The sequence below is a fragment of the Legionella steelei genome (assembly GCF_001468005.1).
Taxonomy (GTDB): domain Bacteria; phylum Pseudomonadota; class Gammaproteobacteria; order Legionellales; family Legionellaceae; genus Legionella; species Legionella steelei.
The window spans coordinates 772,077-784,459 of the sequence record NZ_LNYY01000021.1 but is presented as its reverse complement, the minus strand read 5'-3'; the positions used below and the strand labels follow the sequence as shown (position 1 = coordinate 784,459).

Genomic DNA, 12,383 nt, shown 5'->3' with positions numbered 1-12,383 from the left:
TTTTGCCGATGTTTTTTTCACCATTATCAATTAAAATCCACCCACTCCAAATAAACGAGTGCAGCATTGAACTGTTGACTGTCTAAAACAAAGGCTATTTATGTCCAGATTAACGAAACTACATAAAAAAATACTTACTAATTTTAATACTTATATATCTGATGCAGAACAGATAAAGTTATTGGCTGCAAATATTAGCCTATTTGAAGAGATACCTGACTCCTATTTAAAAAAACTTTTTAAAAGAATCTCTGCTTTTGATTTGCTGCAAAATAACCAGGTTCTCTTAATTGTTGCAGACAGCTACATTCAATATGCACTTGAAAATAAAAATACAACCAACCTGAATGACCTACTTATTCTTTTAAATAAGGCGGCAGGCTGCTTTCAGAGAATTATTAATGCCAATGAGTCACTTCCTCCTGCTCTATTAAATCAGGAACACTCAGAACAGTTACTTATCGCCAAATTTCAACTACATAAAATCAAATTTCTTGAAGCTGAAATGCGACTCTTTTTTATTGAGAAAGAAATAAAGAATAATTCGCAAAATATAGCCTGGGTGCGTAGAGAGTTAAGAGAGATTCTTAATGAATATACTTACTTTAAAAGGACTTTGGCGAAGTATTACAAAGACTCTACGCTTAGAAGTCAACTTTCAATCAATGATACACTCTTACATTCTATCGATGAAGGGTTTACATTAGCAAAAAATTTATTAGATAACTTACCTCCACAAACAACAAAGCGTCGTCAACTTGAGGCTGTCCCTGTGGATGATGGCAAAGCAGATGAAAACACAGAAGATTTATCCCAAGCAAAGAGAAACAAAAAAGATACAAGTGACAATCAAACAAGTACTTCAAACACTGAGAATAGCAATCCAAGCTCTGAGTTGACTGGTTTAGACCTTTTAAGTGCTTATGTCGCTGAGGTAGCCCCTATGGAACTTAATGACGAAAACACTATGGTTCCACCTATGTCAGAACCTAATTTTACACCGCAAATTTTTTGGACCCAACCACCATCCAAATCTACAACAGACAGTAGGAAGTTTTTAACTGAATTTAATCAATGGTCTAGTGCATACTTCCATACACGCAGCGACTATTCAGATGCCAAAAAAACTAAAAAAGCTCTCGAAAAAATTGCTCATGCTTTGTTATTTGCAGCAATAAAGTTACAGAAAGAAAGTTCAATTTTTAAAGATCAACAATTTAATCCAGCCATTCAAATCGCGGTACAGTTATTTTCATTGGCATGTGTCAAAGAGGCAAAAACAACTTCTGAAGCGACAGAAAAATTAGGCCAATTATCAAAGACCTACGCACCTCTTTTAAGACCGTTCGTACGTTCATTTTTCCATAAGACATCACCTGAAAAATTCATTAGCCATCTAAGAAATCAATTTATGGCCATAAGTCAAACGAATGTTTCCTTTCTAGGTTTAGAACCTCAAGAACTTGTTGAGCAATTATTTAAACATTTGGAAACCGTATTAACTGCTGATGATTATGAAAAAGTAACACAATGTTGCCTCGATTGTGTCACACAAGCTCATATGAGGTTAGAGCATAACTCTTTACCATCACATAAATAAAAGCATTGAAATTTAGTGAGGCAGTCACTAGTGACTACCTCACTTTAAGCAGCATGCCAACTAGAAAAGTTTAGTAAACAATATTTTTTGAGTAATAGTTCACGGTTATTTTTTAAGGCGATAAGCGTTGTAAATACCATTGATTTTGTTTTAAACCATATTCCCAAACATCCGATAATTCATCCTGTCGATATGCATAGAACACAAAACGTTGAGGTTGTATACGAAAACCACAATACTCGGGACTTAGAGGGATTGATTCACCATGAAACGAGTCCTCAATCTTTTGGCGTTTTCCTTCAAGGACCTCTTTGCTCTCAATTGCATGCATTGAAGTGGCTGCGTAGCTTAAAAAACGAATTTGCGCCCATTGCGGGTACGTTTCCCAATATTTTTTATTCTCTGCATCATTTAAAAATTGCGCATTACCTTCAATAATAACTTCTCTTTGCAAAAGTTCCAACCAGAAAACAAGGCTTACACGGGGGTTACTTTTTAATTCCATTACCTTGCGAGTACCTTTTTGGGTAAAGAATAAAATTCCTTCGTCTGAAATCTCACGAACCGCAACAACTCGACTATGTGCAGCACCATCTATCGCTGTAGATGACAAAACAGCGTGATTTGGATTAGGTGCTCCTGCCTCTCGTTCACGTTCCAACCAAAGACTCAATTCAATAATAGGATTTGCTTGCATTGCCTATTTTCCTACGACTTAAAAAGTGTTTTATTAATTGTACTTGCAACTCTGTTTTCAGCATACCATCGACAATCAAATTGGCCTTTCTTTTCAGATCTTCATCAAAAAATAAAGCTCTTGCCTCATTTACATAAAATACCAACTCCTCCAAAAGCTCAGCTTTCCCTTTGTTATTCTCTTTAAAATCGCGTAACACCCTTCGGCATAAAGAAATATCTAAAGGAACGTCAATATGAAAACATAAATCAATATATTGCCCAGTCTGGTGATGCAAACGCCCTAAAGGCGCATCAAAAATAATAAGCTCAGTCGGTCTCAATACATTATGAGTTACCGGATGTACAATAGAAGCTCCTGATTTAAGTGTCTGTAGTACCTGTGCTAGTTCACAGTAATTCCATTCGTGATAATCTTGTCCTCGTTGATACCAATCCACGTAATCTTCTGGTGCAATTGAAATCTCATCAAACTCATCCCAACTGATTAACACTGCATTTAAACCCTGTGCTAAAGCAGCCGCAAGTGTTGATTTACCAGCACCTGATACCCCACTCACACCAAGTATCATTACCATAACACCCTCCGTAGCCTGGGTGCAGCGCAGCGGAACTCGGGATCGACGTGATTACTTTCCCCAGTCTCTGCATTGCTTCACTCAGAGCTCTATGAATTCTTTTGAGCAACCCATACCGTTGCATCGCCACAATCTGGATCGCGAATTTTATGTACTATTACATGTAGGTTATTCTTATGTAAAATTGCTTCATACTCATTGCTATCCAGTGATGCATGATATAAATCATAACCACCATTATCACCCCAAACTTCTCCTGCCTCAGGACCTGAAGTAAAAAGTAATAGGCCTTTGGGTTTTACTAAGGATGAAAATAAACTCAACGTACTTCTTTGATCCGCTTGAGTTAAATGAAAAAAACTATGCCATGCAATGACAACATCAAATTGCTCATTAAATTTCATCGCACGCATGTCTGTTAAAATCCATTGGGCATCTGGGAACATTTTTTTGCAACGCGCGATCATTTTTTTGCTCGCATCAACACCAGTTAACTCATAACCTGCTTCAATAAAAAATTTTGCAATGGGCTCACCAGTACCACATCCAACGTCCAAAACACGTCCACCACAAGGAAAATGCTCTCTGACTTTTTCCAAATAAAATTGTTCCATATCCAGCTCTTTATTACGATGAACATCATACCAATCAATGATGTGATCATAAGCTTCATACACTTTATTTTTGTTTGATTTTTTCATCACTTTATCTTCATAATTTTAAATTGAAATATGGGGGCCAATGCTATCAACTGTCAGGTTAATCTACTTGTGAAGCGACTTTAAGAGCTACTTTACCGCTGATTTTTTATCTTTTACTTATCCACCAAAGTCCATTCTATTTTCGTCATCGGTATCTTCTTTAGGGCGCATGTCTTGCAAAGCAGATTTATATTTCATTATAGAATCCGATAGATTATGATCCTGAACAATGTCTATCTTTGTAGCAAGCTCTGAATCGGATGACATTGCATCAATTACAGACGCAAAAAACTTCACAGCACTCGCTAAAGCACGCCATAATGAAGAGGAACTTCCCATTGCCTTATGAGAAAGGTTAACTAAATCCTCATTAACCTTATGCATTTCCACCATCTCACCCTTCTGCAATAAACTCAAGTTATTATTACATTGTGCAATAATATGAGTCAGCGTATCCAATTTTTTGGGATCCATGTTTTTCAATACACCCTCATCATTATGGTCCGCAATTGCATCCAGCCGTTTTAATATCTTATTCATTGCATGTTTAAGAGGCCTACTCGCCTGCTTTTCTGCAAAGGAAGTATAAAGGTCCTGATATGCTTTTACTGCTGCATCTTTAAAAAGGTTATCTATGTCTTTTATTTCTTCTTTATTATCAATTTTTTCTTTGAGTTTACTATAACAATCTAAACGGGCTCTGACGCCTTCCCCATGCTCACATTGAGCCAGTGAATCCAATAATGCCTGCATTAACTCTTGCTTTGCTGCTAATTGTTTTGGATCTCCAGCACACCACTCAAGCTCGCCAAATAAAACCGTTGAAAGTTCTTTTTTCAAAGGTTCATCCAATGAAACATGCAGCCGCTGAAAACACTCCAGCTTACTTTGATGTAAAGCAATCGCTTTATCTAAAAACCCTTCAGGGCCTAAATAATCTTGATAAATTTTTATTAGTTGTTCTTTAACGTCAACATCACTTTCCTGCATTTTTTGAATTTGCTCGGCTAAGAGAGGGGCAACACCATACAAGCGAGAGGCCATTAAATTTTTAACTTGCTCAAAAGGATTAATTTTTAAACTAGTATGAGGTGGACTGATAACCACAGTATGATCTCGCTCAGAATCAGGTTCAGGCTCAATCTGAGTTACTCGCTCATCTGCTACAATTCCATTTTTAGATATCGTACCATCATGAATCGCCACAAAATCAAGCATACCATATCCTGTATAGCCCACTCGCTTTGGATCCGGACCGCGTATATGATTGTAGGTGGATTCGCCACTGTACTGGGCTGCCGCAAGAGAAACACGATGAATGCCATGTATTTCGGGATACTTACTCGGATCATCCCACATATTAACCTCTTGACCCTGCTCATCAACTCTATGACGAGTATTCACATCATATCCCGAAAGCAATAAATTAGGACAGGCCGCTACAAGGTCATCCCAATTCGTCACCTCTTTTATTGTTTCTTTATGAAGAACATGCCAATCTCGATTGCGTTTCAGAATATTACTTGCATCTAAATGACCACTTACTGCTTGCGCATGGATACACTCTCCGTTTCGAGTTATGGAAAAATCAGTGACCAATCCACCTTTGTTATATCCTGGACCACTACTGAGTCTCTCAAAAAGTCCATCGCCTGGACTACGTCGTGCTTCTCTTGGGGTTTTCTTACTTAGCACTAAGTCATTCTTATAAATAATAAAAGATGCTATTCCCGTATTCGAATGAAATTGTGTATCCAATTTAGTGTGGGTAGCCATTTGCCCCAAACACTCTACCTTATAACCCTCGCTAACCAGGGCTTCAAGTTGTTTTTGGGTATTTTCAAAGTGGACTTCTTGACAATTGATCACATAAAAATCGGCATTGTCTTCTGCAAGTAATCGCGCAATTTCTCCACCGGCTACCATCCCAATAGCATCATTACCACAATTCGCTGTAATTGCCCGATATTTAAAAGCCATGGAACCCTCTCACTACCGATCCATAATTTCATTGACCTATATTACAAATATAGACTATCGCTTAGGTATCGCGCAGTAGACATTAAGACTTTGCTCATCAATCGCCACTTTCGAAGCATAATTTGATAGATTTTTATCCAATCACATTCAGCAACGAGCGATTTACCTCGGGAGTGCGATATCTACTCTTAAAAACGATTACCGCATCAACTATCTGCTCTACATCGCCTTTTTCAGCCCAAAAACTTTGAAATGCTAAGGGGTATTTTCTTAACATATCTTTCTTAGATATTTCTGTAGGATGGTGCATTACTTTTGACATTGCTGTTAATAGTTTAATTTTATCTTTTATTGCCCCATCCTCTGGCGCCTCATTTTGTCTTAAAATGTGTAATCTTTGTTGAATAAGCCTGAGAAGATAAGGTTTTGCCTCATCCAAATCCATTGTGCGAATCAATGCACTATAATCGCAACATGTAAACATTCTATGATGTTTCGGCTCCATTTCTTGAGCGTTTTCGAGTTTTAAAATCTCCTGCTGATGTGCCATTGCATCCTGGTTGGCATCCGGCTTACTCAAATGCAGCCATCCTTTGATTAACTTTTTTACATCATAGGGAGTCATCCGCCACAATATATCAAAAGCAGTAAACAACACCGCTGTAATTGAAAAGGCACTACCTACAGCGGGAATAATAGGAAAGAGCAATACAAACACAACGGCCCCCAAAGCAGAAGCTAAAAAAGCCGTAGCAAACAGGTTACTAAATGCCGCTTGAATGTAGTGCATACGCTGAATGCTATTTTTTGGAGATTCATAAGCTCGAAATAAATTGAGTCCAAACATCATCAACTGATGGCTGGATGCCACAATTAAGCTACTGAAAAAAAACCAAGGACCTGCCGCAAAACTAAAATTAAGTAGTACAGATAGGGCTGCACCATAAAGCGATATACTTGCTAAAGCGGCACACGCTGCTGAAGTGATGAAAAGAAACCAGCGATCAAAATTGCGGTTGCTGGCTTTTGCCAACCGATATCCATTAATTAGAGCATTTGCAGTCAATAATAAACCTATAAAAGGTAACATGACGTAAAATAAAGGGGATGCACGAAATGCCGCTGATAATCCAGCGTCAGCCATTGTAGTAAAAAGGGCTATTTCCTGCGCTTCTCTAAGGTATGTAATTGCTTTCTGGATGTGAGTAACAAACATAAACCTCCTGATTATTATTATTATTCTTAGTACTTGGGAGACCTATAAAACTCTTAACTTGTAGCCTAGTTCCTTGCAACCAGGATTTTCTAGTGTGATCTAAAGATCCTGGTGCAAGCAACTAGGCCACTTTTTTCTAAGATTCTTTTTTTGTAACAAAGAGACAGCGGTGCCTATCAGAGAGATATACCTTTTCCTCTCTATCGCACCCCCACTTGTGGAGGAGCGATTTTATTTTATTGTCGCAAATGAGGGAACAAAATAACATCTCGGATTGACTGGGAGTTGGTAAATAACATGACCAATCGATCAATACCGATACCCTCTCCTGCCGTAGGTGGTAATCCATATTCCAGAGCCTCAATATAATCACTATCAAAATGCATCGCTTCTAGATCACCCGCATCCTTTTCTTCAACTTGCTTACGAAAACGTTCTGCTTGATCTTCTGCATCATTTAATTCAGAAAAACCATTGGCGATTTCTCGACCAGCAATAAAAAATTCAAAACGATCTGTCACTTCTGGATCATTATCGCTACGACGTGCCAAAGGTGATATTTCCGTAGGATATCCCGTAATAAAAGTAGGCTGAAATAACTGATGTTCAACAGTTTCTTCAAACAATATAATTTGCAACTTGCCTAAACCGTCTGTTTCTTTAAAAGCAAAGCCCTTTTTCTGCAAAATTGCCCGACAACTCACAATACTCTCAAGTTGTTGTGCCTCGATTTCAGGGTGGTAATATAAAATTGACTCTTTTACAGTCATGCGTGTAAATGGCTTATTAAAGTCGATGATTTGACCTTGATATTCAATCTGGCGTTTTTCTAGTACTGTATCACAGAGATAACGCAATAATTCCTCAGTAAAATTCATCAAATCTTTGTAATCAGCATAGGCTTGATAAAACTCGACCATTGTAAACTCTGGATTATGGCGTGTTGAAATGCCTTCATTACGAAAATTACGATTAATTTCATAAACTCGCTCAAATCCACCTACAACGAGACGTTTTAAGTAAAGCTCAGGTGCAATACGCAAATACATGGTCATATCCAATGTATGATGATGCGTCACAAAAGGTCGAGCCATAGCTCCCCCTGGAATAGGATGCATCATGGGTGTTTCCACTTCCAGAAAGTAATTTTTATCCATAAATTGTCTAAACGCTTGAATTAGTCGTGAACGCGTTAAAAACGTATGACGGCTTTCATCATTAGCAATTAAATCAACATATCGCTTACGATATTTCACCTCTTGATCGGCTAAGCCATGGAACTTATCAGGCAAGGGTCGTAATGACTTCGTTAATAATTCTACACGTTCTGTCTGTACCGTAAGCTCACCGGTGTTTGTTTTGAACAACTCACCTTGAACACCCACTATATCGCCTAAGTCCCAATGCTTAAATTCTTCATACTGCTCAGGGAGATCATTAGCACGAATGTAGACTTGCATGCGTCCGGAAACATCTTGAATATGGAAGAAACTGGCCTTACCCATAATACGTCTTAATACAATACGGCCAGCTACAGTTACTTTAACATGCTGTTGTGCTAACGTTTCCTTATCTAATGAATCATAATCATTTATAAGTTCTTTGGCTAAATCTTCACGACGGAATTGATTTGGAAAGCTAAAGCCCTTTGTACGTAATTCAGCTAATTTTTGTTTGCGAATAAGATAAACTTCACTCTCATCAATATGTTCTATTTGTTCGTCACTCATGCTGCCCTACTCCTGCCTTTAAACTGGCTTCAATAAATTGATCCAATGCACCATCCAATACTGCCTGAGTGTTGCTCGTTTCAACACCAGTGCGTAGATCTTTAATACGAGATTGATCTAATACGTAAGAACGGATTTGAGATCCCCATCCTATATCTGATTTACTGGCTTCCAATGCCTGCTGCTCTGCATTTTTCTTTTGCATTTCCAATTCATACAACTTAGCGCGCAGCTGCTTCATTGCCTGATCTTTATTCCGATGCTGGCTTCTATCATTCTGACATTGTACTACAATCCCACTTGGAGCATGAGTAATACGTACAGCCGAGTCAGTTCGGTTAACGTGCTGGCCTCCGGCTCCGGATGCTCGGTACGTATCAATGCGTAAGTCAGCCGGGTTAATTTCTATATCAATATCATCATCAACCTCGGGCGAAAGGAAGACTGCTGCAAAAGAAGTATGTCGTCTATTGCCAGAATCGAAAGGAGATTTTCGTACTAGCCGGTGTACCCCACTTTCTGTACGCAGCCAACCAAAAGCATACTCACCCTTAAAATAGATAGTAGCACTTTTAATACCTGCAACCTCTCCTGGTGAACATTCAATTAATTCGGTAATAAATCCGTGCTGTTCTCCCCAACGTAGATACATGCGCAATAACATTTCTGCCCAATCTTGAGCCTCCGTTCCCCCTGAGCCAGATTGAATATCCAGGTACGCATTTGAATTGTCCATTGCTCCCGAAAACATGCGGCGAAACTCTAGATCAGCGACTTTTTGTTCAATAGAGGATAATTCTTCACCAATTTCATTTATCGTTTGCTCGTCATTTTCTTCGCGTGCAATCTCAAATAATTCATGAAAATCATTAATGGATTGACTTAATTGCGTTAAAGTTGAAACTACCACTTCGAGTTGCGTTCTTTCACGCCCTAATGCCTGAGCTACTTCAGGATTATCCCAAACTGTGGACGATTCTAGTTCGCGAATAACCTCTTCCAAACGCTCACTTTTAGCGTCAAAGTCAAAGATACCCCCTAAGCGCGTGTACTCGCTGCTCAAGATCCACCAGATTAAGATTAATTTGGTTAACTTCTAACATAAGTGTCTCTTTAAAAAATAATAAATTGAGTCAATGTAGCCTGGGCGAAACGAAGCGTAACCCGGGTAACCCTTCGTTTCGCCCAGGCTACAAAAAAAATAAGCTTGGGATTTTACCGTGAATACAGTTAAAAAAACAACTTTATGGAGTCTTCATTGCTGTTCGATAGGCTTGCAAGTTCATTAATAAATCAGCTTCCGCAGGGGATAAATGACAACTATCGACAATTTCATCTCGATTGCCCCCCATTTCCAAAATACGTAAAGCATGCCGATAACCGCCATCATTCTCTCTTTTATTTTCTAAATCCTGAATTTGGTTATCCATACTAATTAATTGCGTATTAATTTCCTTTAACTGTTTGGAAAACAATAAATCAGCATGCACTAACATGGGATGATCTTTGATAATTTGATCGATCAATTTTTGTTGTGTCTCTAGTTTTTCCTGAATATCAATTAATTTTTTGCGTTGATTTAATAAGTAATTTACTACCAATGAAAAAATAATCACATTTAAACATGAAAGAAAAATTATCATTTTATTTCCTTATTCCCAATGACTACACGATGGGTTGGCTCACTTAATGCAGGATTAAAAAGACGAGGAACATTTCGACTCGGGGCAATAACGATACTCACCCTGCGATTTGCCGCTCTCCCTTGTTCTGTAATGTTATCTGCAATTGGAAATTGTTCCCCATAACCCGTTACTAAAATACGTTGTGTTGAAATCCCAAATGAATTTAAAATTCGACCAACGGCCGCTGCACGCATGGCTGAAAGCTCCCAGTTTGATGGAAACTGTGGGGTTTCTATAGGAATATTATCCGTATACCCTTCTACAGCAATAATAGAAGACGATTTTTTAATTTTACTCGCCAGGCGCATTAATTTAACAAAAGCGCCTGGTTTTAAATCAGCCTCACCGGACTCAAACAAAGCACCTGATTTAATGTCCAACTCTATCCAACCTTCTTGACGGTTAATCTTATAATTTCCATCTTCCAATTCGGATAGCGATTGATTCAACTCATCAAGTCCATCATTATAGAGTCCATGAACTTGTTTGGTTTGCGGTCCATCTTTTTTATTATCCGTTGATTTGAGCGCACGAGCCTCATCTTTTTTATTAAAAGCTGATTTCATCCCCTCTGAAAGTGAGTGGTATTTTGAAACATTCACGGAAGAAATAGCGTACATCACAACAAAGAATGCAAAAAGCAAGGTAATAAAATCTGCATAAGAGACAACCCAGCGATGATGGTCATTATGTTGTTCATTTCTTTTTTTTCGTGATTTCATTTTTCTTATGCTGACCAAAGTTATTGAGTTTTAACAGCAAGATCCCTGGACTTTCCCCTGAGGCGATGGCGACTAAACCTTCTACAATCATTTCGTCATAGTGCACTTTATGAGCAATACAACTTTTTAATTTATTCGCCACAGGCAAAAAAATGAGATTCGCCATTCCAACTCCGTAAATAGTCGCTACGAAAGCAACCGCGATACCTAATCCCAATTCACTCGGCTCAGATAAATGACGCATCACTTGAATCAATCCTAATACTGCACCGATAATTCCGATAGTTGGGCTGTATCCGCCCATACTTTCAAAAACTTGTGCTGCATGCATGTCATGATTTTCTACACGTTCAATCTCATCTTCCAAAACTTGTCTAATCGTGAGTTTGTCTACACCTATAACCAATAGCTCTAATCCTTTATTAATCAGCGGGTTCCTTTCAACTTCCAAATGCTCTTCCAGAGAAAGTAATCCCAGTTGGCGTGCTTTTCGTGCCAACTCAAACATTTTATTACGGCAAGGTTCAAAATCGAGTTTTGGGGGTTTTATGACCCAAGGTAGAATATTAAATGCTCTCTTAAAGGTACTCAGTGGTGTTTGCACCATAACGGCACCAATTGTTCCTCCTAGCACGATAAGCAGTGCAGACACATTCATTAAAGCCTGCATGCTTCCGCCTTCAAACACCTGGCCGATTATAATAGCTAAAAAGCTGGTTAACATCCCTATTAAAGTTAAAACATCCATTGTTTTTTATTCCGGTAAACGTGATTTAATCCGATGTGTTGCCTGGCTAAGAATCTGTGATACGCGTGATTCACTAACGCCGATAACGTCCCCAATTTCTTTTAAATTCAGATCCTGTTCGTAGTATAAAGAAAGTACCATTCGCTCCTTATGGGGCAATCCTCGGATGACTTCCGATAAACGACTCATCAAATCATTATGAAATACATTAACATGAGGTTCAGCATATCCATCTTGAACTTGCAACACATCATCGGTGACACCCAGGTCTTCAAAACCGTACAGATGACTGCTCACTGAGTCTTGTAACATTTCATGATACTCATCAAGTGAAATACCAAGTTCCGTTGCAATTTCTGAGTCCTTAGCTTCTCTTCCTAATCGATGCTCAACATGTTTTACTGCTTCAGAAATCATTCTTGAATTACGATATACTGACCGAGGCACCCAATCATTACGTCTTACTTCATCGAGCATATATCCTCTAATTCGAATTCCTGCATAGGTTTCAAAGGAAGCACCTTTGGAAGAGTCGTAATGTTTTGTTGCTTCCAGCAATCCAAGCATTCCTGCTTGTATTAAATCATCCAATTGCACGCTTTGCGGTAAACGTCCTAATAAATGATGCGCTATACGCTTAACCAACAAGGCATGGTTTTTTACCAGCGTTTCTTGGATTTGCTGATTAACTTTGCTATAGGCAGCCAAAGCATCCACAATATTCTCC

12 protein-coding genes are annotated in these 12,383 nt (G+C 38.6%); 1 reads left to right on the top strand and 11 read right to left on the bottom strand.

The features are described from left to right. The first annotated feature begins 100 nt into the window (after positions 1 to 100). Positions 101 to 1,600, top strand: a complete 1,500-nt coding sequence (locus Lste_RS17990; RefSeq protein WP_058512351.1) for a hypothetical protein — start codon at positions 101 to 103, stop codon at positions 1,598 to 1,600. 112 nt (positions 1,601 to 1,712) lie between these two features. Here the strand turns inward: Lste_RS17990 and Lste_RS17985 are convergent, their stop codons facing one another. From Lste_RS17985 to Lste_RS17935, 11 genes are all read right to left on the bottom strand, one after another. Then, positions 1,713 to 2,297, bottom strand: a complete 585-nt coding sequence (locus Lste_RS17985) for a pyridoxine/pyridoxamine 5'-phosphate oxidase (protein WP_058512350.1) — start codon at positions 2,295 to 2,297, stop codon at positions 1,713 to 1,715. Next, positions 2,275 to 2,874 carry an AAA family ATPase gene (locus Lste_RS17980; RefSeq protein WP_058512349.1) on the bottom strand — a complete coding sequence of 200 codons (600 nt, stop codon included), beginning with the start codon at positions 2,872 to 2,874 and terminating at the stop codon, positions 2,275 to 2,277. Before Lste_RS17980 ends, Lste_RS17985 begins: the two co-directional genes overlap by 23 nt. A gap of 89 nt (positions 2,875 to 2,963) precedes the next feature. Next, the gene (locus tag Lste_RS17975; RefSeq protein ID WP_058512348.1) at positions 2,964 to 3,575 is read right to left on the bottom strand and encodes a class I SAM-dependent DNA methyltransferase; all 612 of its coding nucleotides are present in this window, start codon (positions 3,573 to 3,575) and stop codon (positions 2,964 to 2,966) included. Between the two features lie 117 nt (positions 3,576 to 3,692). Further along, positions 3,693 to 5,555 (bottom strand): hypothetical protein, encoded by a 1,863-nt coding sequence (locus tag Lste_RS17970; protein WP_058512347.1) that lies wholly within the window; start codon positions 5,553 to 5,555, stop codon positions 3,693 to 3,695. Between the two features lie 133 nt (positions 5,556 to 5,688). Then, on the bottom strand, positions 5,689 to 6,771 hold the full coding sequence (locus tag Lste_RS17965; protein ID WP_058512346.1) for a hypothetical protein: 1,083 nt from the start codon (positions 6,769 to 6,771) through the stop codon (positions 5,689 to 5,691). 236 nt (positions 6,772 to 7,007) lie between these two features. Beyond that, a complete protein-coding gene (lysS, locus tag Lste_RS17960) occupies positions 7,008 to 8,501 on the bottom strand; it encodes a lysine--tRNA ligase (RefSeq protein WP_058512345.1) in 1,494 nt (497 codons plus the stop codon). Continuing rightward, a protein-coding gene (gene prfB, locus Lste_RS17955) for a peptide chain release factor 2 (protein WP_157070793.1) occupies positions 8,494 to 9,604 on the bottom strand; the annotation gives its coding sequence in 2 pieces (ribosomal slippage) (positions 8,494 to 9,528 and positions 9,530 to 9,604; 1,110 coding nt in all). Before prfB ends, lysS begins: the two co-directional genes overlap by 8 nt. A gap of 141 nt (positions 9,605 to 9,745) precedes the next feature. Further along, positions 9,746 to 10,144 (bottom strand): DUF2802 domain-containing protein, encoded by a 399-nt coding sequence (locus tag Lste_RS17950; protein ID WP_058512344.1) that lies wholly within the window; start codon positions 10,142 to 10,144, stop codon positions 9,746 to 9,748. Then, positions 10,141 to 10,908 carry a flagellar motor protein MotB gene (locus tag Lste_RS17945; protein ID WP_058512343.1) on the bottom strand — a complete coding sequence of 256 codons (768 nt, stop codon included), beginning with the start codon at positions 10,906 to 10,908 and terminating at the stop codon, positions 10,141 to 10,143. Before Lste_RS17945 ends, Lste_RS17950 begins: the two co-directional genes overlap by 4 nt. Continuing rightward, entirely contained in the window at positions 10,883 to 11,656 is a 774-nt protein-coding gene (locus tag Lste_RS17940; protein WP_058512342.1) for a flagellar motor protein, read from the bottom strand. Before Lste_RS17940 ends, Lste_RS17945 begins: the two co-directional genes overlap by 26 nt. A gap of 6 nt (positions 11,657 to 11,662) precedes the next feature. Further along, positions 11,663 to 12,373: an RNA polymerase sigma factor FliA gene (locus Lste_RS17935; RefSeq protein WP_058512341.1), complete on the bottom strand. Its 711-nt coding sequence runs from the start codon at positions 12,371 to 12,373 to the stop codon at positions 11,663 to 11,665. Positions 12,374 to 12,383: the final 10 nt, after the last annotated feature.